Origin of the sequence: Blastomonas fulva (assembly GCF_003431825.1) — a bacterium.
GTDB lineage: Bacteria > Pseudomonadota > Alphaproteobacteria > Sphingomonadales > Sphingomonadaceae > Blastomonas > Blastomonas fulva.
This window is the reverse complement of the sequence record NZ_CP020083.1, coordinates 987,783-1,011,808: the sequence shown is the minus strand read 5'-3', so window position 1 is coordinate 1,011,808 and position 24,026 is coordinate 987,783. Positions and strand designations below refer to the sequence as shown.

The window sequence follows — 24,026 nt, the reverse complement described above, 5'->3', positions numbered from 1 at the left end:
AGGGCTGCAGGCGGGGTCTGTTTTGAGCCGCTGTCGGTTGCCCGATAGCGGTCAGCAGGCCGTCGCTCAGAAGTTGAACGCCAGGCCGCCGGTTACGCGGGTGGTGTCGAAGCCCAGGGTGTCGGCCGTAACGCGCAGCGCGGTGTTGGTGCCGATCTTGTACTGGGCACCGACGCCCACGAGATAGTCGCCGCTGGTGTCATCGAAGCCGGCCGGGGCATTCACGCCGGTCGCACGACGAACGTCGACATCGACCCACTGATAGCCGCCGCGCGCAAAGATCTGGCCGCTCTGGCCAACACGCACGCCGATCTTGCCGGTTGCGCCATATTCGCTGTCGATGATTCCCGAGCCGAGGTTGAAGTTGCCTTCGGCACCGACGATCAGCGTCGGGCCGACGGGAACGTCGACACCGGCGAACAGACCGTAGATCGGGCTGCCGTCCTTGCCGAGCGGGTTGTTGCCCAGGTCATGATAGCCGCCCTGCGCACCGACATAGACTTCGGTCTGGGGCGCGTCCTGCGCCATTGCGGGCGCCGACAGGGCAAAGGGTGCCGCAGCAAAGGCTGCAAAGGCTGCGAGTTTGATGGGGGAGAGTTTCTTCATTATTGTGTCCTTCATTGGACGTCGGGTTCAACGCCGACGCCCCACCCGGTTAGACTGCCAAGGCGGACTGCAAGCTGAACGAAAGATGCTGTCAATCGACAGATTGCTGCGGTTGGTCGTAATAAAATGACAATCTGTTCATCTTCGCGATTTCTGGCGGACGCTTTGCGCGCATCGGCTTTTTCCACCGGGAAAATCAGTGCTCGCCCGTTCGCGGCTGTGGACGCCTGCCTGTTGCTGGGGCATGGATAATGCCATGTGGCAGTTGTTCCAGTTTCCCTTGTGTCCGTTTTCGCGAAAAGTCCGGCTGCTGCTGGGGGAAAAGGGTATCGGCTATGAGCTGGTGCGCGAATCACCCTGGGAACAGCGCGACGAATTTCTCGACATGAACCCCGCCGGGCGCACCCCGGTGATGCGCCACCGCGATCGCGACCAGACCCTGTGCGACAGCTGGGCGATCTGCGAGTATTTCGAGGAAACGGTCGAGAAGAACCCGATGATCAACGGGTCCGCCGACAACCGCGCCGAGATCCGGCGGCTGGTGGCGTGGTTCGACGAGCAGTTCTTCGGCGATGTCGTTGCCCCCCTGATGCACGAACGCATGCGCAAGCGGCTGATCTATCGCCAGCCGCCCGATGGCCGGGTGCTGCGCGAGGCGATGCGGCTGGCGAACACCCACCTAGATTACATCGACTATCTGCTCGACCATAATGCGTGGATCGGCGGCGCGACGATGAGCCTGGCAGACCTGGCCGCTGCTGCGCATATCTCGATTGCCGATTATCTGGGCGGGATCGACTGGCTGGCGCACGCCCAGACCGCCGACTGGTACCGGAAGTTCAAATCCCGGCCTTCCTTTCGTCCGCTGCTGGCCGAGCGGATGGAAGTGATCAAGCCCCCCTCGCATTACGAAGAAGCGGATTTTTAAAGAGAATCTCCCCTACCGCCTGCGGGAGGGGCAGGTTCAGCTTGCTGAACCGGGGTGGGCCTGAAAGCACGACGTTGGCGCAGGCCCACCCCGTCTTCGCCTTCGGCTCAGCCACCCCTCCCGTAAACGGGAGGAGAGAGGCTCGTTCTTACGCGCTCAGCGCCATTTCGCGGCCGATCTGGTAGCGCTTCATCTTTTCGACGAAGGTCGTGCGCTGCAGCATGACGAGCCGGGCGGCGGCCGAGACCACGCCGCCGGTCGATTCGAGCGCTTCGATCAGGACGCGCTTTTCTTCGTTCTGCAGATGCTCGCGCAGGTCCATCGGGCGGGCAAAGCGCGGGGTGGCGGCCATCGGCGCGGCCAGCGCGACCACGTTTTCGGGCAGTTCGACCGCGACCGGTGCGGCGACTGCGGCGCGCGCCGAGCGCGCGGGGCGCAACAGCATCGCCATCTGGTCACGGCCGACATCCATTCCCTGAAAGAACACGGCAGCGCGCTCGACCAGGTTCTTGAGCTCGCGGACATTGCCCGGCCAGTCGTGCGCCATCAGGATGGCGAGCGCCTCGTCGGTGAACACCGGGGGGTTGTCGCTGGCAAAGCCGCGCGACAGGAAATGCTGGACCAGCATCGGCACGTCCTCGACCCGGTCTGCCAGCGCAGGGAGTTCGATCGGCAGGACGTTGAGCCGGTAGAAAAGGTCGGCGCGGAACCGCCCTTCGGCAATTGCGCTTTCCAGGCACTGGTGGGTCGCCGCGATCAGGCGGACATCGACATTGACGTCGTCGTTGCTGCCGATGCGGCGGACCTTGTGGTCCTCCAGCACGCGCAGCAGGCGGACCTGCATGTCGAGCGGCATCTCGCCGATTTCGTCGAGGAACAGGGTGCCGGTGTTGGCGGCTTCGAAGTGGCCGATGCGGCGCGCCATGGCGCCGGTGAAGCTGCCCTTTTCATGACCGAACAGTTCCGATTCGATCAGTTCGCGCGGGATGGCGCCGCTGTTGACCGCGATGAAGGGTGATGCGGCGCGCGACGATGCGCGGTGCAGGGCATGTGCGACCAGCTCCTTGCCGGTGCCCGAAGGACCGGTGATCAGCACGGAAGCGCGGGTTTCTGCGGCGAAACGGACCAGACCGCGAATTTCGCGGATCGCGGTGCTGTTGCCCACGATCATGTCTGCCATTGCCAGTGCGTCCAGCGTTTCCATGTAATTTGCCCCGTTTTCCATTCATGGCGGTCGTTACCGCCTTGGGTTAACGATTTAGGGGTAATTCGTTAACGATGCGTAAAGCCGTCAGCCCGGGTGACAGATTACGCCAATTTTTTGACAGGGGGCAGGCGGGGGCTGTGCCGGATCCGTACGCGCGGCAACCGCCGCAGATCAGCGCTTTTCGGCGGGCTTGGCGAGCGTGAAGCAATGCTCGAAATCGACATCGGTGGCATCGTCGTCGGGCGCGCGGGCCTTTTCGCGCGCGTCGATCGCCTCGCGGGTCTCGATGAAGCGCCGGTCGGCCTCGTTGCCGCTGAGGCCTTCGTCGCGCATCTCGTCGCGCGCGCGCGATTCGAGCACCGTGGCCAGAGTCTTGAGATCGCGTGCGGTCGCCGAATCGCCTTCGCGGCCAGCGACCTCGTCAAAGGCGAGCTGCAGATAGATCGCGCATTGCAGCATCGAGGGCGGCGGCGGCAGCGGCACCGCAGCGTCGAGCTTGGCAAGGCACGGGGTCATGATGGCATCGACCACGCCCGCCGGATCGTTGGATTGTGCCGCCTGGGCCTGCAGGTCCTCGACGATCCGGGTAAGTGCCAGCCCGACCGCGTCGTCGTCCGTCGCGGTCTCCGTGACGATCCGCTCGGCGGTGGCGACGAAATAGCTGCGGCCGCGCACTACCAGGGTGGGATAGGCGAGCGCAGAGGTCACGCCGCGCGCCTGTTCGGATGCGATGATTGCAAACGCCGCCGCGCAGGTCAGGTCCTCGCGCTGCGCCGGTGTCAGCGCAGGAGCCGAAACGGGCGCGGGCGCAGGGGCGGCGGGGGCAGCCGGAACGGCGGCGGTTTGCAGGCTCAGCAGCAGCAACAGGCTTTTCATGCCGCCGCTTATGCGCACCCGCCCCGATGCTGTCACCTGATTTCGCGCGAGGCATCCCGCCACGATATGACAGCCGCGTTGCAACGCCGATTGTCAGCGCATCGCAGGCCGGGCATAGGCTTGCCGCCATGATCCTGCGTCATCCCCGATCGTTCGCGCTGCTGGCTGGCGCCCTGTCTGCCACCGGCTTTGCGCCTTTGGGGCTGTGGCCGGTGACGCTGATCGCTTATGCAGTGTTGATCCACCTGATCGCCAGCGCACCTTCAAAGCGCGGCGCGTTTTCGCGCGGCTGGTTCTTCGCGGTGGGGCAGTTCAGCATCGGCCTCAACTGGATCGCGCATGCCTTCACCTATCAGGACACGATGCCGGCCTGGCTGGGATGGGTCGCGGTGGTCGGATTGTCGCTCTACCTGGCGCTGTTCCCGGGATTTGCGGCGCTGTTCGCCAGATGGCTGGCGCGAGGCGAGGAGCGCAGCGCAGACACGGCGTTCGTCCTCGCCTTTGCCGGACTGTGGCTGGTTACCGAATGGATGCGCGCCTGGGTTTTCACCGGCTTTGCCTGGAACCCGCTGGGTGTGGCCGCGCTCGAGGCGGGCTGGGCATCGCGGCTGGTGGGCACCTATGGCCTTGGCGCGCTGGTGGTGCTGGCCGCGGGCGCGGTATGGCTGCTCGCGCGCAGGCAGTTCATCGCGGCGGCGGCTATACTGGCGGGCGTCGGCGCGGTGACCGGCGCGGGCTGGCTCACCCAGATGGATAAAGCCGGCTTCAGCGATACGCCAATCACCGTGGTCCAGCCGAACAACGATCAGGGCGAGAAATACGATCCCGTCGCTTCCGCGCGCAACTTTGCGCGGCTCACCCGCCAGACCGTCGACCGCAAGGCCGCTGGCCCGCGCATCGTGTTCTGGCCCGAGGCTGCGATCGAGGACTTTCTCGAGGACGGGTATCCGCGCCGCTATATGTACCCGGAAACTGCCGCGGGCGTGCGCGCGCGGCTGACCCGCGCGATCAATGATGGTGACCTGCTGATCACCGGCGGGGTCAAGCTGGACTTCGACCGCAACGGCCAGCCGATCGCGGCGGCCAACAGCGTGTTCGCGCTGTCCAGCCGGTCCGAGATCCTGGGCAGCTATGACAAGAGCCATCTGGTGCCCGGCGGCGAGTATCTGCCTTATGAGGAGATCCTCGGCCAGATCGGCCTCTCGCGGCTGGTTCCCGGCACGATCGGCTTCACGCCCGGGCCCGGCGCGCAGACGCTTGATCTGGGATCGTTCGGGCGGATGGGGCTGCAGATCTGCTACGAGATCATCTTCTCGGGCGAGGTGGTGGATGCCGCCAACCGACCTGATTATGTGTTCAACCCCAGCAACGATGCCTGGTTCGGATCCTGGGGCCCGCCGCAGCATCTGGCGCAGGCGCGGCTGCGCGCGCTGGAAGAAGGCGTGCCGGTCATCCGCTCGACCCCCACAGGAATTTCGGCGGTGATCGATGCCGATGGCCGGCTGCTCCACAGCATCGCGCACAAAAGCGCGGGCCATATCGATGCGATGCTGCCGCGCCCGCACGGCCCGACCCCGTTTGCCTTGTGGGGCAACCTTGTGCCGCTGGCGTTTGCGGGCGTGCTGCTGCTGTTGGCGGTTGCACTGCGCGCATTCCGTCGTTAAGGGCGATCATATAAGGAATTCTTTATATGTGCCTGCCGGGGGGTTTTCCGGCATGCCCCAGCAAGAAGGCGACCCATGCGCAAGAGCTTCCTCTTCACCTCCGAATCCGTCAGCGAAGGCCATCCCGACAAGGTTGCGGACCAGATTTCCGACGCAGTCGTCGATCTGTTCCTCTCCAAGGACCCCTATGCACGCATTGCATGCGAAACGTTGACCACGACCCAGCGCGTCGTGCTTGCCGGAGAAATCCGTTGCAAGGGCGTCTACGAAAACGGCGAATGGGCACCGGGTGCCAAGGAAGAGATCGAGCAGGCCGTTCGCGCCACCGTCAAGCGCATCGGCTATGAGCAGGAAGGCTTCCACTGGGAAACCTTCAGCTTCGAAAACCACCTGCACGGCCAGTCTTCGGAAATCGCGCAGGGCGTCGATGCCAAGGACAACAAGGACGAAGGCGCAGGCGACCAGGGAATCATGTTCGGCTATGCGTCGGACGAGACCGAAGACCTGATGCCCGCAACGCTCGACTATTCGCACAAGATTCTCGAGCAGCTCGCGCACGATCGTCACAACAAGGTCGTCGACTTCCTCGAGCCCGATGCCAAGAGCCAGGTGACCTTGGCGTATGAAGACGAAAAGCCGGTGCGCGCCACCGCTTTGGTCGTCTCGACCCAGCACGCTCCGGGCTATTTCTGGCACGAAGGCAAGGGCGATGCGGACAAGTACAAGAAGCTGTACGACCACGTCGTCGCCGTGATGCACAAGGTTCTGCCCGAAGGCTTCATCACCGATGAAACCGCGATCTACGTCAATCCGACCGGATCGTTCGAAATCGGCGGCCCCGATGGCGATGCCGGCGTGACCGGACGCAAGATTATCGTGGACACCTACGGCGGTGCATCGCCGCACGGTGGCGGCGCGTTCTCGGGCAAGGACCCGACCAAGGTCGACCGTTCGGCTGCCTATATCAGCCGCTACATGGCCAAGAACATCGTCGCAGCCGGCCTTGCGCGCCGCTGCACCATCCAGCTGTCCTACGCCATCGGCATCGCCGAGCCGCTGTCGCTCTATGTCGACACGCACGGCACGGGAACGGTCGCCGACGACAAGATCGAGGCGGTTCTGCCGCAGCTCGTTCGCCTGACGCCGCGCGGCATCCGCGAGCATCTGGGCCTCAACAAGCCGATCTACCAGAAGTCGGCTGCTTATGGTCACTTCGGCCGCAAGCCCGAAGGCGACTTCTTCCCCTGGGAGAAGACCGACCTCGCCGACAAGCTGAAGGCCGCTCTGGCCTGATCTTTTCGAACTGAACACAAAAGGGCCGGGTCATCATGCGATGACCCGGCCCTTTTTGTTTGCTCACCGGCAGGTGACCCGGCCTGTTGCCGTCATCCTGGACTTGTTCCAGGACCCATCGTGCCCCCAAGAGCCGAAGCCACAATCCGGAGAAATGGGCCCTGAAACAAGTTCAGGGTGACGAAGATGGTCCCGTCCCGGCGAGGATGAACCTCAAAGCTTGCCGAACTTCGCCTCGAACCCGGCTATATCGCCCTTGGCGAGGAAGCCGGCCTGTTCGATCCAGGCATCGCGGGTGATGCGGCCCTTGAAGGTGCCGAGATAGGGATCGACCTCGGCGACATCGGCGGCGGTCCAGGTTGCAATCTGGTCATAGCGCGACACGCCAAGTTCGCCGAGCAGCGTGTTCAGCTTGGGGCCGATGCCCTTGATCTTGCGCAGGTCGTCGGGCTCGCCGATGGCAGCGGCGATCCGCGGCGTGCCGCTGGCCTGGGCTTCCTGGGCCTGGGCGGCGATCTGGGCGTCGACATCGGCGGTGGAGAGTGGCGCGACCGTGGGATCGAGCGCTGCGCCCATCGTCGGGACGATCGCGGGCGGCGCTTCGACCGCGGCGTGGCCATGATCGTCGTGGCCATGGCCGTGATCATGCCCGGCGTCGTGGTGTCCGGTGCCACCACTGCGCCCGACCAGCGCCCAGATGACGATCATCGCGACGACCACCAGTGCGGCGATCAGGAAAAAAAGCTGCTGTCCATCCATGGGAAATCGAGGCCTTTCATCAACGCTGCCGCCTTGAACCGAAGCGGCGCGGCTCTGCCCATATCGGCTTCAGCGATTCGTGACCAGTGCCGCGGTGCGTGCCAGACCGGATTGCCGGCGGCTCAGTTGAAGCGGTCGCGCTCCTCGTCGATCTGGTCCTGGATATTGCGCGCATCGGCGCAGGCGCGCTCGTCGCCGTCATCGCATTTGCGCAGCGCCTTGTCGCGCTGGCGCTGCAGCTTGCCCAGCCGCTCTTCGGCCTTGCGCATCGCGCGGCCGCGGTTCTCGTCGGCTTCCGACTGGCTGGTGGTGGCAAGGTCGACGCCCTTGGAGACGATCTTGACCGGGGCGGTGACCACCGCACCCACGGCGCTGGCGATGCAGCCGGAGAGCGCAAGCGGGGCCAGCAACACGAGCGGATACAGTAATTTCATCGATTCGACCCTCCGGCGCGCAGATCGAGCGCCCGCGCATCTGCCTGCTATAGCCCGGCTGAGCCGATGCTGAACCGCTATTTCAGAAGGTCGAGCGCAAAGGCGCGAATCTCCGCGCCGATGTCCTCACGCTCCAGCGCGATGGCGATGTTCGCCTGGACATAGCCCGCCTTGGATCCGCAGTCATAGCGCTTGCCGGCAAAGGTCACCGCGTGGAACGGCTGGGTGCCGATCATCCGCGCCATCGCGTCGGTCAGCTGGATTTCGCCGCCTGCTCCCTTTTCCTGCGTCTTCAGCGTCTGCATGACCTCTGGCTGCAGAATGTAGCGGCCTGAAATGATGAGGTTGGACGGAGCGTCTTCGACCCTGGGCTTTTCGACCAGCCCGGTCACTTCGGTGATCGCGCCGTCCTGTTTGCCCGGAGCGATCACGCCATAGCTCGAAACCGCCTCGCGCGGCACCTCGAGCACGCTGATCAGATTGCCGCCGAGGCTCGCATAGGCATCGACCATCTGCTTCATGCAGCCGGGTGATCCGACCATGAACTCGTCGGGCAGGAATATCGCGAATGGTTCGTCGCCGACGATGTCGCGCGCGCACCAGATCGCATGGCCCAGCCCGAGCGGCTCCTGCTGGCGCACATAGGCGCAATTGCCGGGGCCAAGCCGGGTGGGTTCGAGCACATCGAGCGACTTGCCACGTTCGCGCATGGTGTGCTCGAGCTCGTACGCGATGTCGAAATGGTCCTCGATCGCGCTCTTGCCGCGACCGGTGACGAAGATCATCTGCTCGATCCCCGCCTCGCGGGCCTCGTCCACTGCATACTGGATCAGCGGGATGTCCACGACCGGCAGCATCTCCTTGGGGATGGCCTTGGTGGCGGGCAGAAAGCGGGTGCCGAGACCGGCCACCGGGAACACAGCCTTGCGGATGGGCTTCACGTCGTATCCTTTTGTCTACATCCCGACGACGCCCTGCCTTGCAGCGCGGTGCGGCACTGTCAAGGCGACAGTGCCGCGTCGGCGGGAGAGTGCAGGCCGGACAGGGTCAGCCCTTGACCCGTGCGGCGAAGCTCTTGCGCAGCTTCTGCAACTTGGGCGGGATGACGGCGAGGCAATAGGGATTGCGCTGGCCTTCGCCATTCCAGTATTCCTGGTGATAGTCCTCGGCCGGATACCAGGTGGTTGCCTCCTCGATGGTGGTGACGATCGGCGCGGGCCAGTTGGGCTGGTTGCGGCTCATCGCGGCTTCCGCCTCGACCTGCTGCGCGGCATCGAGCGGGAAAATCGCCGAGCGGTACTGCGTGCCGACGTCGTTGCCCTGGCGGTTGAGCTGCGTGGGATCGTGCGTCGCAAAGAAGATGTCGAGCAGGTCGGCATAGCTCAGCTGCTCGGTATCGAAGGTGACGCGGATCGCCTCGGCATGGCCGGTCGTGCCCGCACACACCGCCTTGTAGGTCGGGTTTGCGACCGTGCCGCCGATATAGCCGCTTTCCACCTTGCTCACTCCGATGACGTCGTTGAAAACGGCCTCGGTGCACCAGAAACAGCCTCCGGCGATGATGGCGGTTTGTTGCGTCATGTGAAATCGTTCCTTTTCAATTCTCCCCTCCCGCTTGCGGGAGGGGTGGCCGAAGGCCGGGCTGGGCCTGAGCAGAGGTTCGTGCTTACAGGCCCACCCCGGCCCGGGAAGCCGGGCCTGCCCCTCCCGCATGCGGGAGGGGAGAGAGTGTGAGCTTTAGATAGCGCGCGATGCTCGCTGCACAAGTTCCTCAACCGGCAACAGGCGCTATCGCCGCCGATTTCGGATCATCATCCTGCTCGCCGCCGCGTGCGATCAGCAGGTACATCACCGGGGTGACGATGCGCGACAGCAGGGTCGACGAGATCAGCCCGCCGATGATCACGCTGGCGAGCGGCGCATAGAGCGATCCGCCGAAGATCGCGAGCGGCAGCAGCCCGCCGATGGCTGTGACCGAGGTCAGCAGCACGGGCAGGAAGCGCACCTCGCCCGCGCGCTCAATCGCTGCACGCAACCCCATGCCCTCGCGGCGCAGCTGGGTGGTGAAATCGACCAGCAGGATCGAATTCTTGATCTCGATCCCGACCAAGGCGACAAAGCCGATGATCGCCATGTAGCTCAGCGACGCACCCGTGACGAACAGCGCGACGAAACCGCCAAAGGTGCCCAGCGGGATGACGCCTGCCACCACGATCGTCTCGCGAAAACGGCCGAATTCGGCAACCAGTACCGCAAAGATGCCGAACAGGGCGATCAGGATGATCGGTCCCAGCCCGCCGAACACGGTGGCGATCGCCTCTGCCTCGCCGCCTGCCGATACGCGATAGCCCGGCGGCAGCTTGAGCTCGGCCACCTTGTCCATCGCCTGCTGGCTGATTCGCGAAGGCAGCGCGCCTGGCTGGGCATTGGCGGTGATCGTGACCGAGCGTTCGAGCTGATAGCGCTGGATCTGCGGGGGCACGCTTTCCAGCCGCGGGGTGCTGATCTGCGACAGCGCGATCGCCTCGCCGGTGCGGCTGGCGACATAAATCTGGTCGAGCGCGGAAATCGGCTGAGAACCGCTGAGCGGCAGGCGCACGACGACGCGGTAGCTGTCGCCCTCCTCGTCGCGGAAGGCTGCGGCGTTCTCGCCCGACAAAGCCAGCCGGACCGCGCGGCGCGCTTCGCCCGGCGCGATGTTGAGCATCGCCGCCTTGGCCTCGTCCAGTCCGACGTCGAGATCGATGCCGTTGGTGGCAACGGGGTTGATCACGTCGCGCGCCCCCGGGGTCGCGCGCAGGATCGTCTCGATCTTCGCGGCCAGGCTGCGCAGCGTCTCCAGATTCTCGCCGGTCAGCCGCAGCGCCACGGGCGATGCGATCGGGGCGCCGTTCTGGAACAGCTCGACATTGAACCGCGCGCCGGGAATCGCCTCGAGCCGCTCGCGGATGCGCTGCACCATTTGCGGGCTTTGCTTCGGATCCCAGCGATCCATCACCGCGAAGACCTCGCCGAAATTGGGCCGCTGATCGAGCGCGAAGACGTTGTAGAACACCTGCGGGTTGGAACTGCCGACATTGGTGGCGCGCACTTTGATGGCATCCTCGCGCGCCAGCACCGCCTCGGCCTTCTTCACCAGCGCATCAGTGGTGGCGACCCCGCTGCCCTGCTCGGCATCGACGGTAACCCGGAAATAGGCGGTGTCGGCATAAGGGAACAGGCTGAAGCCCAGCACCGGGATCAGCGCGAACGCCGACAGCGTCAGTGCCATCGATGCCCATAAAGTCTGCCGCGGCTTGTCCAGCGCGCGGTGCAGGATCGGGCGGTACAATCGTTCGATCTGGTGGGTCAGCCAGCGCAGGATCGCGTTGCCCTCAGGGTCCTCGTCACGCGAGAGAATGCGGCTGGCGAGGAACGGGATGATCGTCAGCGAGATCACCAGAGAGGCGAACACCGTGAAGATGATGGTGTAGATGAACGACTGGGTGAACTTGCCCGCGCCTTCGGGCAGGAACAGCAGAGGGGTGAAGGCGAAGATCAAGACGCCGGTCGAGCCGAGCACCGCAGGCGTGATCTCGCGCGTCGCATCGATCGCTGCGATCGACCGGCGCTTGCCCATGCGCAGGTGCCGCGAGATGTTCTCGGTCACCACGATCGAATCGTCGACCAGCAGACCCAGCGCGACGATGAAGCCTGCGACCGCGAGCTGGCTCAAGTTGAACCCCATCACGCTGATCGCCAGCAGTCCCGATGCCAGCGACAGCGGGATCGAGATCATCACGATCACCGAGGCGCGCCAGCCCAAGGGCAGCAAAGTGAAGATGACCAGGAACAAGGCGATCGAGAAATCGCGGGTCAGCTCGCGCAGGCGATATTCGATGTCGCGGCTCTGGTCGAAGATCTGCTCCAGCCGGATATCGGGCGGGAAGCCCGCCTGCTGCCGCCTGAGCTCGGCATCGAGCGAATCGCGCAGCCGAATGACGTCGTAGCCATCCTTCTGCTGGATCGAGAGGAAGATCGCGCGCTTGCCATTGAAGCGGGTGATGTACAATTGCTCGGCATTGCCCCAGTCCACCGTGGCGACATCGGCAATCCGCAGCAGCGTGCCGTTGCCCGCGCGGATCGGCAGGTTACGGATGGTTTCGAGATCGCGATAGGCGCCGCCTGCCTCGACGTTGAAGCGTCGCCCGGCGCTCTCCACCGCGCCCGGCGGAAGCTCCGCGCCGCCTCGGCGCAGCGCATCGGCGATCACCGAGGGTGCAAGCCCCAATTCGGCGAGGCGGCGGCTGTCGATCGAGACCTGCACCTCGGGCTGGGGCAGGCCGTCGATCACCGTGTTGCGCACACCCGGATAGCGCACGAAGGTATCGCGGATATCCTCGGCATATTTCTGCATCCGCCGCCAGCTGGCGGTTTCGCTGACCATGGCGAGCTGCAGAACCGCTGCCTCGGTGGTGCGCGCCTTGCGGTAGCGCAGCTCGGTGATGCCCTCGGGCAGCTGGCTGCGGATCGCGCTGACTTCGCGCACGACATCGTTGAAATACTGGTCCGGATCGCCGTTCCAGTCGAATTCGGTGGTGATGGTCACGAAGCCGTCGGTGATTCCGGTGCGGATCTCGTCGATGTCGTCGATCCCGCGCAGCACCTCTTCGACCGGCTTGGCGATGGTCTGCTCGATATCGGCGGCATCGGCGCCGGGCAGCGCGATGATCACGGTAACCACGGGGATCGGAAAGTGCGGATCGACCGAGCGCGGGATGGTGAACAGCGAGGTGAGCCCCAGCGCGGCGAGCAGCATGAACGCCACCAGGCTGAGCTGCCACCGGCTGATCGTGAAGGCGGCAAGGTTCATGGCGCGCGTCGGTCTGTCTGCACCGGAGGCGTCACCGGGCCGTCATGGAGGCGGGCGCGGGCTGGCGCGTCCGGCTGGGCTGGCGGGTCGCCAGCGGCTTGACCCGTGCGCCATCGACCAGCAGGCCAAGCCCGCTCGCCACGATCCGGTCGCCGGGCTTCAGCCCGCCGGTGATGACCAGCTGGCGGTCATCGATCCTGCCGATCTGCACCGCGCGCGCGCGCACCCGGCTGGCCTTGGCGTCGAGCAGATAGACAAAGCCTTCGCCTGCGCGGACGTTGAACACTGCGCTCGCGGGGATGGCGAGGCCGGTGTCCTGCGGCTGGGCCGCAACGCGGAACTGCGCGGTGCCGATCTGGCCCGAGCGCAGACCGGGATTGGCGGGCAGCGCCACGGTCACCTCGAACGCGCCGGAGGTCGGGTTGGCGCGGGCGTCGATCTCGCTGATCGTGCCTTCGATCACCCCTTCGGCGAGGCCAGACAGCGTCACCTGCGCGGGCATTCCGGGGGTGAGGCGGCCGATGTCGCTGTCGATCATCGGCGCGCGCAGCACCATGCCGCCGCTGGTTTCGCCCAGCACCACGATCTGCGTGCCTGCTGCGACCACCTGTCCTGGTTCTGCGGTGCGCGCCAGGATGATCCCGCCCGATGGGGCGATGATCCGCGATGTGCCGCTGGCGAACCCTGCGTTGCTCACCTGCGCGGTTGCCGCGCGCGCCGCTGCCTCGCTGCGCTCGAGCTGGGCGCGGGTGACCCAGCCCTTGTCGAACAGCTGCTGGAAGCGGCCAAGCTCTGCCTGCGCGCGCTGCTGCTCGGCGCGTGCACTTTCGAGGCCGGAATTGACCTGGGTCGCATCGAGCGCCGCGATCAGCGCGCCCGGCACCACCCGGTCGCCCTCCTCAAACCGGATGCTGGCGATCTTGCCCGCGCTGGTGAAGCCCAAAGGTGTCTCGTAGCGATAGCGCACCGTTCCGGCGGCGGTGATGGTCTTGGATGTCGCCGCCGGTTGCACGATCGCGAGCGTCACCGGATAGACCTTCTCGCTGCCCGAAGCGGCCGAGGCGGATTTCTCTTCCGAGCAGGAGGCCAGCGACAGCGCGGCCCAGGACAGCAACAGGCCCAGCGTCATTCTGGCGGCGATAGGGGAAGAAAAGCGCATATTGGGTTTCTATATGCAACCAGTTTGGCTGGCAAGCGTCATCCTTGGGATGATCCGCGAGAAACTGCAGTTTCCGGCAGGGGTTAGCAGATTGTTAAGCACGTCTGGCTAGCTGTGGTGAACGCACTCCTGCCGGAGTTGCCTTTGGGACCAACCGCACCATGTGGCGCATCGCTCAACTGAAATCCCAGCACGAAGCCTGCCTGGCCATCGTTCAGGACATCCAGTCCCGGTCCACCCACATTGCAGACCGCCCCGGCGCGGTCGAGATCACGCTGATGCTGGCGCGGCTGACCGGCATCCTGCGCATCCACCTCGCGCTGGAGGACGAGATTCTCTATCCGGCGCTGCGCAAGTCGAGCCACCCGCGCACGGCGGAGATCGGCGAACGCGCATGGCGCGAGATGGGCGGGCTGGCCGATGTGTTCCTGGACTTTGTCGATCGCTGGAAGCGCGCTGATGTGCTGCTCGCGCAGCAGGCCCGGTTCCGCAGCGAATCGGCCGAGGTGTTTACGGCGCTGGCGCAGCGGATCGACATGGAGCACCGCGAGATATACCCGCTCGCCGAGCAGATTGCCGCGACGCGCGCGGCCTGATCAGCGCGGCCGGGTCCACAGCCCCTCGCGGCCGACCGGATCGGGACGCGATGCCGCCTGCCAGCCGCTGCGCGCCAGCCAGCCGATCTTCTGCCCGCCCGTGGTGATCACCCGGTGATCCCAGGCCTGCGCGCCGCGGCGGCGCACCTCGCGGGCGATGTCGCCATAGATTCCCGCTGCAGCCAGCACCGCCCAGCGCGCGCGGAACGGCAGCTTTTCCGCCCCCACCCGCGCCGATGCCTCGTGCGCCTCCGACCGATCCGCCAGCCGCGCCGCCAGCGGCACCAGCTGCGAGCGAAGCCAGGGTTTCATGTGCTGGCCCGGCGGAATGTCCATCTCTGCCAGCCACTCCATCGGCAGATAGCAGCGGCCCACCGAATCGTCCTCGGACAGGTCGCGCGCGATATTGGCGAGCTGGAACGCCAGCCCCAGATCGCAGGCGCGGTCTAACGTGGCGTCGTCATCGGGATCGACCCCCATTACGATCGCCATCAGCAGCCCGACCGCGCCTGCGACATGATAGCAATACTGGTAAAGGTCGTTTGCGCTGCGCGGGCGCCATTCCTGCGCGTCGAGATCGAACCCGTCGATGACATCGAAGATATAGCGGTGCGGCAGGCGGCACTCGGCAGCGACCACCGCCAGCGCGGCGAAGGCCGGGTCGTCGGTCGGCGCGCCTGCGAGCGCAGCCTGGGTCTGTTCGCGGATATAGGCGACGCGGGCGTGCGCATCGGTGACCGCGCTCATGCCATGGCCCATGTCCTGCCCGTCGGCGAGGTCGTCGCACTTGCGGCACCAGGCATAGAGCAGCCAGGCGCGCTCGCGGGTGGGGGCATCGAACAGCTTCGAGGCGAGCGCGAAGGATTTGGAGCCGCGCGCGATCGAATCGCGGGCGTAGGCGACGAGGGCGGCGCGATCAAAGCCCCTCCCGCTGAGGGGAGGGGTTGGGGTGGGGGAAGGAGTCACAGCCCCGCCCGATCCTTCAAAGATCATCCGCCGTCATCGCGAAGATCGTACGGTGCGGCTGATAGGCTTCCATCTTGGCGAGCAGCCCGTCGAGCGTCTCGTCGACGATCAGGATGTCAGCATGCTGCGGGCGGATGAAGCCGACCTCGATCATGTGGCGGTTGAACGCGATCAGCTCGTCGTAGAAGCCGTTGATGTTGAGCAGGCCCACAGGGTCGGTGTGATAGCCCAGCTGCGACCAGCTGATTGCCTCCCACAGTTCGTCCATCGTGCCCACCCCGCCGGGCAGCACGACAAAGCCGTCAGCCAGATCGGTGAACTTCTGCTTGCGTGCGTGCATGCCGGGGACGACGTGCAGCTCGGTGCAGCCCTGGTGCGCGACCTCGGCCTGGACCAGAGCTTCGGGGATGATGCCGATCACTTCGCCGCCCAGATCGAGCGCGGCATCGGCCACTGCGCCCATCAGCCCCAGCCGCCCGCCGCCATAAACCACGCCGATCCCGCGCCCGGCGAGCGTCGCGCCGACCATGCGGGCGTTCTCGATATAGACGGGGTCGGAGGGCGTGGCGGAGCCGCAATAGATGGCCAGGCGCTTGAAGGGGGCGGTCATGGTGATTCCTGCTGTGTGGGGTGTCCGGTCCATCGCCTGAAATGTCGCAAGGGGCAAGGCTGTTCAATCCTCCCCGAGCTTGTCTTGGGGAGGGGGACCGTTCGCGAAGCGAATGGTGGAGGGGAAGCGAGATAGTGCCTTGCTGGAATTGTGTGCCACCCCGCCGCCCCTCCACCACCAGCTACGCTGGCGGTCCCCCTCCCCAAGCAAGCTGGGGGAGGATTTATAAGGATGTCACTCCTGGGGCAGGCCGTCGGCGATGGCGTAATAATCGCCCTTGTCCGCAGTGAAGATGTGGACGTGCAGGTGCGTGTCGGTCGGCGCATCGAACGCGCCCATCGCCACGGCCAGCGAATCGCGCTGCGGCGGGTCCCAGAACAGGAAGCTGCCGCAGGTATCGCAGAACCCGCGCCGCACCTTGGGGCTCGACTGGTACCAGCGGATATGGCCCGCGCCGGTGATCGCAAGGGCGCTGCGCTTGACGTCGGTCGAGGCCCAGTAATGCCCCGATTGCTTGCGGCACTGTCCGCAATGGCAGGCATCCGGACGCTTGAGCGGGGCCGAGACGGTGAAGGTGATCGCACCACAGAGGCATGATCCGGTGTGCATGATATTTGCTCCGTTCTCAAATCCTCCCACAGCTTGCTGGGGGAGGGGGACCGCCCGCGCAGCGGGTGGTGGAGGGGAAGCGGGATAGTGCATCATTGGAGGCGAAGCGCAACACCGCCTCCCCTCCACCACCGACCTCTGGTCGGCGGTCCCCCTCCCCGAGACAAGCTCGAGGAGGATTTGAGTGTCAGAGCATATCTTCCAGCATCAATGCAGCCGTCGCCTTGGCGCTGCCGACCACGCCGGGGATGCCCGCGCCCGGATGCGTGCCTGCGCCCACGAAATACATGTTCGGAATGGCATCGTCGCGGTTGTGCGTGCGGAAATACGCGCTTTGCGTCAGCAGCGGCTCGAGGCTGAACGCGCTTCCCAGATGCGCGTTGAGATCGTTACTGAAATCCTGCGGCGTGTAATGGAAGCTGGTGACGATCCGCTCGTGGATATCCGGGATCAGCCGGTGGCCGATCTCGTCGAGGATCCGCTTTTCGTAGATCGGACCCATTTCCTTCCAGTCGATCGGCAATTTGCCCTGATGCGGCACGGGGGAGAGCACATAGAAGGTGCTGTGCCCCGGAGGCGCCATGCTGGGATCGGTGACGGTCGGGTGGTGCAGGTACAAGGAGAAGTCCTTGGACAGCACGCCATGGTCATAGATATCGTCGAGTAGGCCCTTGTAGCGCGGACCGAACAGGATCATGTGGTGCGGAATTCCGGGCCAGTCACCCTTGATGCCGAAATGCGCGACGAACAAGGAGGGCGAGAACTTCTTCTTCTTGAGGCTCGCCGCCGCGCGCTTGCCGCGGCCCGATTTGCCCAGCAGGTCGCGATAGCTGTGCACGATGTCTGCGTTGCTGGCGACCGCATCGAAGCTGTCACGCCAGCCGCTCTTGGTCACCACGCCGGTGACCTTGTCGCCCATCGTCTCGATCTCGGTGACCGGATCGTTGAGGCGGATGGTGCCGCCGATCCGCTCGAAATGCGTGACCATGCCTGCGATCAGCTTGTTGGTACCTCCTCGCGCGAACCAGACGCCGCCGTCCTTTTCCAGCTTGTGGATGAGGGCGTAGATCGAGCTGGTCTTCATCGGGTTGCCGCCGACCAACAGCGTGTGGAAGCTCAAGGCCTCGCGCAATTTCTCGTTCTTCACGAACGATGACACGATCGAATAGACCGAGCGCCAGGCCTGATACTTCATCAGCGCGGGCGCCGCCTTGATCATGCTGGCAAAGTCGAGAAACGCCTTGTGGCCGAGCTTGAGATAGCCCTCGTCGTGCACGCCGGCACTGTAGGTCAGGAACTTCTCGTAACCCGCGACATCGGCGGGGTTGAGCTTCTCGATCTCGGCGCGCAGGCTCGCCTCGTCGTTCGAATAATCGAAATTGGTGCCGTCGGGCCAGTTGAGCCGATAGAACGGCATCACCGGCATCAGCTCGACATCCTCGCTGATGTGGTGGCCCGAAAGCGCCCACAGCTCCTCGAGGCACGGCGGATCGGTGATCACGGTGGGACCGGCATCGAAGGTGAAGCCGTCCTTTTCCCAGAAATAGGCGCGGCCGCCCGGCTTGTCGCGGCCTTCGATAACGGTGGTGGCAATTCCGGCAGATTGCAGGCGGATGGCGAGCGCCAGCCCGCCGAATCCCGACCCGATGACAGCAGCTTTCTTCACGTGATAATTGGCCCCTGGTTGCGACCCGAATGCGCGGGCAGATTGTGCAGCACTATAACGTTACGTGGCCGATGATCCAGCAGATGCGCAGATTTTAGGCCAAAAGTTGCGACCGCTGCGCCCGGGTCAGCGTTGCAGCACCGCCATGCCGCTACGGGTTGCGGCCAGCAGCGCGGCTGCGCGCTCTGCCGGATCGGCAAAACCGTCCCTGAGCGCCCTGGACCGCAGCTCGATGCTGAGCGGAATTGCCGATGGCAGTGCATCGATCAATGCGCGCAGCGGCAGGCCTCCGGTGGCAATGTCGAGCCGCAGGTCGAGCGCTTCCTCGATGATGGCGGGCACATCCTGCGGCAATGGCCCCAAAGCTGCGGCATCGCAGAACTGCGCATAGGGCAGCAGGCGCGGATCGACGCCCTGCAACATGGCCGGAGTGGCCCCGGTGCGCGCGAAATGCAGCGGATCGATCAACAACCCGGCGGCGGGATGGTTGGTGCGGCTGATGACATCGAGCGCGGCGGCGAGCGAGGCGATCTCGGTAAAGGCGGCAAACTCCAGGCATACCCGCATCGCCCGATCGGCGGCGTGTTCGCACAGCCGCCGCAGCTTGTCGGCGCTGGACTGCGGGTCGGGGTCGGAGCTGACCACCAGCACGTTGCGCGCGTCGATCGTGGCACCGGCATCGATGATTCGCAGATGATCGGGATCGTCCGCGCCGGGCTTCAGCCAGACGACCTCGACATCGAGCACCACGGTCCCCGCGTCCCGGGTGCGGGCGCGAACCTCTGCGGCGGTCGCCGCCGTCCAGGTCGATGGCTCGACCCAGATGCCGACAGCGGGCCATCCCGCGGCAATGGCTGCAGCCGCAGTCTGCTCGGGCGAGAATTCAGGCAGAACGCCCGATGCCAGCGAGAGCAGATGGCCGCTCATGCGGTCATTGCGGGTTCAGCGCGGCCATCGCGGCCCCCACCGAGGCACCGATCTCTTCGGGGCGCGGGTTGCGCCGCAGCGTCAGCCCGCCATTGGCGTGGATATTCTGCCCGGTCACGAAGGTGCGATCGTCGCACAGCCACAGCACGGTGTGCGCGATATCGTCCGCGGTGCCGATCCGGCCCAGCGGATATTCCTTCGCGAACGCTGCCTCCAGCCCCGGGGTCGCTACCGCGCTTGCCGCCATCGGCGTGGCGGTCAGCCCCGGCGAGACGACATTGGCGCGGATGCCGTTTGGACCATACTGGTTGGCAAAGCAGCGGATCAGCGCCTCCGACCCTGCCTTGGTGCCGATATAGGCGGCGTGATCGTAGATCAGGCATTGCGTGGTGGCAGACGAGATCTGGATGACCGATCCGCCGTTCGTCATCGTGCGCAGGCACGCGTTCAGCATGTGGTGGACGCCGGTGAACTGCAGCGCGACCATCTGGGCGAGGTCGTCATCGGTCACATCGGCCCAGGACTTCATCAGCCCCCAGCCGGTGGCGTTGATCGCGATATCGACGGTGCCGTGCCGCGCGGCGGCGCCATCGAACAGCGCGTCGACGTCTGCGCGGCTGGTGAGGTCGCAGGTCACCGCCTCGCCGCCGATCTCGGCTGCCAGCGCGTCCAGCGGTTCGCGCTTGCGCCCCGACACGATAACCTTCGCCCCCGCGCCGGCGAGCAGCCTTGCGATCACCTGGCCCATGTTGTGGTCGCCCGCCGCACCGATGACGATCGCGGTCTTGCCGGTCAGGTCGGTCATGCTGCGGCCTCGCTCACAAAGCGCGCGGTGGCGACGCCATCGGGTCCGTATACCGGCTCTTTCAGATCGAAGCGGTACTTGCGGGTATCGGCGTTCAGGATCGTGAACTGCGAAAGGTGCAGCAGCATCCCCTGATAGGCGGGGCCTTCGAGATGGAACTGCAACTCGTCGGCGCTGTCCCACTCCTCGAACACATGCACCCGGCCCGGATCGTGCGGATCGGCGGTCCAGGCGTAATGACGGCAGCCGGGCTCGGCGAGCGCCATCGCGATCAGGTCGCGCGCGCCAGCGAGCGCGGTGTCGCGGTTCCCGATCGGAAAATCGACCTCGCCAGCAATTACAATACTCATTTGGCCTGTGTCTCCTTGAGGATGCTGAAATGCCGCTCGGCAAAGCGCCAGCCATCGGCGGTGCGGGTATAGACATCGAGGTACTGGCCGATCGGGCGGCTGACCGATCCATCGGCGAGTTCGAGATATTCATGGGTGTAGACCCGGCCCGTCGCGCGGTCGCCATCGATCAGGATGCTGCCGACCTGCGCGAAAAACGCCACGAACGGGAAGCCCGCCATAGCCTGCGTCCACAGACCGACGATCGCCTCGCGCCCGCGGACCTCGGTGCCCATCAGGTCCCACAGTGCATCTTCGGTCCAGGTCGCGCCCCAGTCCTGCGGGTCACGGCGGAACACCGCGTCGGTGTAGCTGTCGATCAGCGCGCGGATCGCGAGCTGATCTTCGCTTGCCCCCCGAAAGCCGCTCACGGCAGCTGCCCCGCCAGATACTTGTCCATCGTCTGGTGGAACTGGCGGATGCGGCCTTCCTGGTAGCGGCCGAGTTCGACGCGGTTGTTCGCCGAGGCGATCAGGCCCTCCTGCACATAAGGCAGGTTCTCCATGTCCTGATCGAACACCTCGCCCAATGCGCCCCATTCGGTGACCGTCGCCCAGGGCTGATCCGGTCCAAGAAAGCGCATCTCGGCGGCTTCGGGCATGTCCCCGTCCTTGGGTTTGCGCGCGAGCAGACGCACCTCCATCAGCGTTGCGTTCTGGTCGGGCCAGGGGCGCCAGCGATAGACGATATTGGGCACGAACCCGCCCCAGGGCGAGAGGTTGGGGAAGATGTTGTAGGTGAACGCATCGAGCATCTCGCTGTCCGAAATGTCCGAGCTGTCATAGCCCAGGGCGTCGAGATAGTTGGCGCGGTTGGTCTCGGCCATTGCGGTGCGCGCGGTCTCGCCCTCGGCGAGCTTGCGGCCTTCGAGCGAGGCCGATCGGCCCGATGTGCGGCTGAACGCGGCGATGATGTCGTCTTCGCTGAGATTGTCGGCTGCCAGATGCGGGCTGGGCAGGCCGAACGGGGTCAGCGCAAGGTTCGCATGATCGCCCCACATCGAATAGCGGGTGTTGGCATCGCCGGTATAGGGCAGGATCTGCGGGTGGGTGACGATCGAGTGCCAGGCCTCCATGAACGCCTCGGACACCGCCTTCCAGTTGGCGTTGATCACCTTGCCGATCCACAAAGCGGTATAGCATTCATCGAGCCGCCAGCGGCCGAACCGGTCGTAGACTTCTGCGCCCATATAGTCGCGAAGGCTCACCTGCGTGGTGCTTTCGGTGACGTAGATAAAGCCCTGCCAGCGCTCGACCCGCAGCTCGGGCAGGCTCATGTCGCGTTCTTTCAGGTGCTGGAAATCCCATTCGCACGGGATGTGCTTGATCGCGCCGTCGGTCTTCCAGGCAAAACCGTGGAACGGGCAGGTGAGGTCGTCGGCCGAGCCGCTCTCGGTGCGCAATTTGCGGCCCCGGTGCAGGCAGACATTGTGGAAGGCCTTCACCGACCCGTCGTCCTGCCGCATGATCAGATAGGACCGGCCGACATTGTTGTAGACGACATAGTCGCCCGGCTGCAGCAGCTCGTCTTCGCGCGCCGCCATCTGCCAGACATTGGGCCACATGTGCTTCTTTTCGGCCTCGAAGAACGCGGCGCTGGTATAGCGCTCGGCGGTGACCGGCTCGGTGCCGAGATCCCGCCAGCTGTCGCCGCGGACCTCTTGCGGAACCGTGCGGCTGTCGAGGTCGAGGATCTCGTCGACGGTGATCGCCGGGCAGCGGTCGGCAGGATAGGTCCGGCTCGCATCTTCCATGGGGTACTCTCCTCGTTCGTTCTGTTCTTTTCGCGCGTCAGGGAAGCCTAAATCGGCATCCCGATAGCCTCGGCGATATGCTGGTGGACCGCCTGCGGTGCGCTTTCGTTGGCGCCCAGCACGACGTGGAAATCTTCAGGCGCGGTCTTCAGGTTCGCATAGCCGTGGCTTGCGACGCGATAGTCCTCGGTCTGCACCACCTCGGCAGTGGCATCGTATGCCATCTCGCAGACGCCGCGATATGCCTCGTCGATGATCCCGAACGGCGCATAGACGCCGAACTGGCAGCGGGTCTTGCCGACGCCATCGGGGAACAGCCGGAACACCTGGGTGAAATACACCCCGGGGGTCACCGCGCCGAAGAAGATCACGGTGTTGGGGAACAGGTAATGCACCCCGCCATATTCGGTGTCGGGCCATTCGGCCTCGTCTCTTCCGACCAGATCGCCCACCGTCTTGTCGGGGAAGCTGATGCGGTGGTGGCAGCCAAAGCGTTCGAGCACCGATATGTCGTTGTAGTGCGTCTGGCCGATGGTCGAGGCGTGCAAGGCGGCGAAGTGATAGCCCTCGCCATAAGTGTCGAGCGCGAACTTCCAGTTGGACTCAGCGTGCAAGATGCCCTTCTTCACCGGCACCGCGCGGTGCAATTCGATCAGCGCGAGCTGGTCAGCGAAATCGCCCAGATGCGCCGCGGCATCGATCGGTTCGCCCTCGGATGCGCGCACAAAGATCAGCCCCAGATGCTCGGTGCAGGGCAGTTCGAGCAGGTCGCGCGCGCCGATCTCGCAATCGGCAAAACCCGCCTTGCCCGGCTGGCCGACGAGCTTGCCCAGGTTGTCGAAGGTCCAGGCGTGGAACGGGCAGGAGATGCGGCTCGCCTTGCCGGTGAACGGCTCGGCCTGTTCGACCAGCTTGGCGCCCCGGTGGGTGCACAGGTTGCGGAAAGCGCGGACCACCCCGTCCTTGCCGCGAATCACCAGGATCGAAGGGCCTGCAGCGTCGAACACCAGATAATCGCCGGGCTCGGGGATGTCGCCGGTCAGCCCCGCGACCAAGGGCTGCCCCAGGAACAGGTGCTCGCGCTCGGCCTGGAAGCGGGCTTCATCGATATAGACCGACTTGTGCAGCGGCAGCGGGCCATCGGCCATGTCGGTGGTCTTGTTCGCTACATTGGCGACGATCCTGCGGCGGATTTCGCGCGCACGCAGCTTGCGCGACGCCGCCCAGTCGGGCGTCAGGCTGTCGGACGGATCGCGCTCGGCCATGCAAGGCCCTCCCAAATTGGACAATGGCAATTGCGGGCACCATGCCAGAAAGGGGCAGGGCAAAGACACTATTGGTTTAGTCAGTGGAGACAGCGCCGCCATGAGCCATCCATCCATCTCCGCCATCGGCAAGCCGATGCAGATCGCGTTCGTGCCGCCTGATTTCGACGCCGCGCTCAAGCACTGGACTCAAACGATGGGGGTCGGCCCGTTCTTCGTGATGGAGAACATCGTGCTCGAGGATGGGCGGTTCATGGGTGCGCCGTCGGACTGCCGCTTCACCATCGCGCTGGCGCAATGGGGCGATGTCCAGATCGAGCTGATCCGGCAGGACAATGATGCGCCCTCGATCTACCGCGGCGACTATCTGCCAACAGGCGGGGCGATGCATCATGTCTGCCTGCTGACCGACGACATCGCAGGCGCCCGCGCGGCAGTCGAGGCGGGCGGTGGGCTGGTGGTGGTCGAGGGCAAGGTGGGGGCGGACGGCGCGGTGGTCTATGCCGATTGCGGCCCGGCATCGACCCGGCCCAATGCGGGGGCTATTGTCGAGATATTGCAGCCGGCGAGCGGAAGCGAGGGGTTCTTTGCGATGATCGCAGAGGCGGCGAAGGGCTGGGACGGCCGCGATGCGGTCAGGGTGGTGGGGTGATCCCTAGCTC

24 protein-coding genes are annotated in these 24,026 nt (G+C 65.2%); 5 read left to right on the top strand and 19 right to left on the bottom strand.

All coding sequences use genetic code 11. The features are described 5' to 3' along the window. Positions 1-66: 66 nt before the first annotated feature. On the bottom strand, positions 67-606 hold the full coding sequence (locus B5J99_RS04815; RefSeq protein ID WP_054135063.1) for an outer membrane protein: 540 nt from the start codon (positions 604-606) through the stop codon (positions 67-69). Between the two features lie 256 nt (positions 607-862). On the opposite strand from B5J99_RS04815, the gene B5J99_RS04810 reads away from it, so the two are divergent. Then, positions 863-1,534, top strand: coding sequence for a glutathione S-transferase family protein (locus tag B5J99_RS04810; protein WP_054135089.1), 672 nt, complete (start codon positions 863-865; stop codon positions 1,532-1,534). A gap of 148 nt (positions 1,535-1,682) precedes the next feature. Here the strand turns inward: B5J99_RS04810 and B5J99_RS19965 are convergent, their stop codons facing one another. Next, positions 1,683-2,738, bottom strand: coding sequence for a sigma-54 interaction domain-containing protein (locus tag B5J99_RS19965; protein ID WP_281273078.1), 1,056 nt, complete (start codon positions 2,736-2,738; stop codon positions 1,683-1,685). A 174-nt stretch (positions 2,739-2,912) separates the two neighbouring features. Next, positions 2,913-3,617, bottom strand: a complete 705-nt coding sequence (locus B5J99_RS04800; protein ID WP_054135065.1) for a hypothetical protein — start codon at positions 3,615-3,617, stop codon at positions 2,913-2,915. Between the two features lie 128 nt (positions 3,618-3,745). Here B5J99_RS04800 and lnt point away from each other — a divergent pair, with 128 nt between their 5' ends. Both lnt and metK read left to right on the top strand, forming a co-directional pair. After that, positions 3,746-5,281: an apolipoprotein N-acyltransferase gene (lnt, locus tag B5J99_RS04795; protein WP_117353358.1), complete on the top strand. Its 1,536-nt coding sequence runs from the start codon at positions 3,746-3,748 to the stop codon at positions 5,279-5,281. Between the two features lie 75 nt (positions 5,282-5,356). Beyond that, on the top strand, positions 5,357-6,574 hold the full coding sequence (gene metK / locus B5J99_RS04790; RefSeq protein ID WP_117351711.1) for a methionine adenosyltransferase: 1,218 nt from the start codon (positions 5,357-5,359) through the stop codon (positions 6,572-6,574). A gap of 213 nt (positions 6,575-6,787) precedes the next feature. On the opposite strand, the gene B5J99_RS04785 is transcribed toward metK, so the two are convergent. From B5J99_RS04785 to B5J99_RS04760, 6 genes are all read right to left on the bottom strand, one after another. Beyond that, entirely contained in the window at positions 6,788-7,333 is a 546-nt protein-coding gene (locus B5J99_RS04785) for a hypothetical protein (protein WP_117351709.1), read from the bottom strand. A gap of 122 nt (positions 7,334-7,455) precedes the next feature. Continuing rightward, positions 7,456-7,767, bottom strand: a complete 312-nt coding sequence (locus tag B5J99_RS04780) for a hypothetical protein (RefSeq protein WP_117351707.1) — start codon at positions 7,765-7,767, stop codon at positions 7,456-7,458. 77 nt (positions 7,768-7,844) lie between these two features. Beyond that, positions 7,845-8,708, bottom strand: coding sequence for a UTP--glucose-1-phosphate uridylyltransferase GalU (galU, locus tag B5J99_RS04775; RefSeq protein ID WP_117351706.1), 864 nt, complete (start codon positions 8,706-8,708; stop codon positions 7,845-7,847). Positions 8,709-8,814: 106 nt separating this feature from the next. Continuing rightward, positions 8,815-9,348 carry a peptide-methionine (S)-S-oxide reductase MsrA gene (msrA, locus tag B5J99_RS04770; protein ID WP_069050999.1) on the bottom strand — a complete coding sequence of 178 codons (534 nt, stop codon included), beginning with the start codon at positions 9,346-9,348 and terminating at the stop codon, positions 8,815-8,817. Between the two features lie 190 nt (positions 9,349-9,538). Continuing rightward, complete coding sequence (locus B5J99_RS04765) at positions 9,539-12,619, bottom strand: efflux RND transporter permease subunit (RefSeq protein WP_117351705.1); 3,081 nt, start codon at positions 12,617-12,619, stop codon at positions 9,539-9,541. Between the two features lie 31 nt (positions 12,620-12,650). Then, a complete protein-coding gene (locus tag B5J99_RS04760; protein ID WP_117351703.1) occupies positions 12,651-13,778 on the bottom strand; it encodes an efflux RND transporter periplasmic adaptor subunit in 1,128 nt (375 codons plus the stop codon). 161 nt (positions 13,779-13,939) lie between these two features. Here B5J99_RS04760 and B5J99_RS04755 point away from each other — a divergent pair, with 161 nt between their 5' ends. Next, positions 13,940-14,374, top strand: coding sequence for a hemerythrin domain-containing protein (locus tag B5J99_RS04755; protein ID WP_054135074.1), 435 nt, complete (start codon positions 13,940-13,942; stop codon positions 14,372-14,374). On the opposite strand, the gene B5J99_RS04750 is transcribed toward B5J99_RS04755, so the two are convergent. The 10 genes from B5J99_RS04750 to B5J99_RS04705 all read right to left on the bottom strand — a co-directional run bounded on the left by B5J99_RS04750 (position 14,375) and on the right by B5J99_RS04705 (position 23,364). After that, the gene (locus B5J99_RS04750) at positions 14,375-15,340 is read right to left on the bottom strand and encodes a phytoene/squalene synthase family protein (RefSeq protein WP_117353357.1); all 966 of its coding nucleotides are present in this window, start codon (positions 15,338-15,340) and stop codon (positions 14,375-14,377) included. It lies immediately after the preceding gene. Between the two features lie 16 nt (positions 15,341-15,356). Continuing rightward, positions 15,357-15,950 carry an LOG family protein gene (locus tag B5J99_RS04745; protein ID WP_054135075.1) on the bottom strand — a complete coding sequence of 198 codons (594 nt, stop codon included), beginning with the start codon at positions 15,948-15,950 and terminating at the stop codon, positions 15,357-15,359. 234 nt (positions 15,951-16,184) lie between these two features. Next, entirely contained in the window at positions 16,185-16,559 is a 375-nt protein-coding gene (locus B5J99_RS04740; protein WP_117351701.1) for a GFA family protein, read from the bottom strand. Positions 16,560-16,746: 187 nt separating this feature from the next. Then, positions 16,747-18,225, bottom strand: a complete 1,479-nt coding sequence (locus tag B5J99_RS04735; protein ID WP_117351699.1) for a phytoene desaturase — start codon at positions 18,223-18,225, stop codon at positions 16,747-16,749. Between the two features lie 126 nt (positions 18,226-18,351). Further along, positions 18,352-19,152 carry a sugar phosphate isomerase/epimerase family protein gene (locus B5J99_RS04730; protein ID WP_054136577.1) on the bottom strand — a complete coding sequence of 267 codons (801 nt, stop codon included), beginning with the start codon at positions 19,150-19,152 and terminating at the stop codon, positions 18,352-18,354. Positions 19,153-19,156: 4 nt separating this feature from the next. After that, the gene (locus tag B5J99_RS04725; protein ID WP_117351698.1) at positions 19,157-19,957 is read right to left on the bottom strand and encodes an SDR family NAD(P)-dependent oxidoreductase; all 801 of its coding nucleotides are present in this window, start codon (positions 19,955-19,957) and stop codon (positions 19,157-19,159) included. Continuing rightward, positions 19,954-20,307, bottom strand: a complete 354-nt coding sequence (locus B5J99_RS04720; protein ID WP_069050993.1) for a putative quinol monooxygenase — start codon at positions 20,305-20,307, stop codon at positions 19,954-19,956. The genes B5J99_RS04725 and B5J99_RS04720 overlap by 4 nt, the downstream gene beginning before the upstream one ends. Continuing rightward, complete coding sequence (locus B5J99_RS04715; RefSeq protein WP_117351696.1) at positions 20,304-20,717, bottom strand: YybH family protein; 414 nt, start codon at positions 20,715-20,717, stop codon at positions 20,304-20,306. The genes B5J99_RS04720 and B5J99_RS04715 overlap by 4 nt, the downstream gene beginning before the upstream one ends. Then, positions 20,714-22,099 carry an aromatic ring-hydroxylating oxygenase subunit alpha gene (locus B5J99_RS04710; RefSeq protein ID WP_117351694.1) on the bottom strand — a complete coding sequence of 462 codons (1,386 nt, stop codon included), beginning with the start codon at positions 22,097-22,099 and terminating at the stop codon, positions 20,714-20,716. Before B5J99_RS04710 ends, B5J99_RS04715 begins: the two co-directional genes overlap by 4 nt. Before the next feature lie 47 nt (positions 22,100-22,146). Further along, on the bottom strand, positions 22,147-23,364 hold the full coding sequence (locus tag B5J99_RS04705; protein WP_162892453.1) for an aromatic ring-hydroxylating oxygenase subunit alpha: 1,218 nt from the start codon (positions 23,362-23,364) through the stop codon (positions 22,147-22,149). Between the two features lie 100 nt (positions 23,365-23,464). On the opposite strand from B5J99_RS04705, the gene B5J99_RS04700 reads away from it, so the two are divergent. Then, entirely contained in the window at positions 23,465-24,016 is a 552-nt protein-coding gene (locus B5J99_RS04700; protein ID WP_117351690.1) for a VOC family protein, read from the top strand. Positions 24,017-24,026 lie beyond the last annotated feature (10 nt).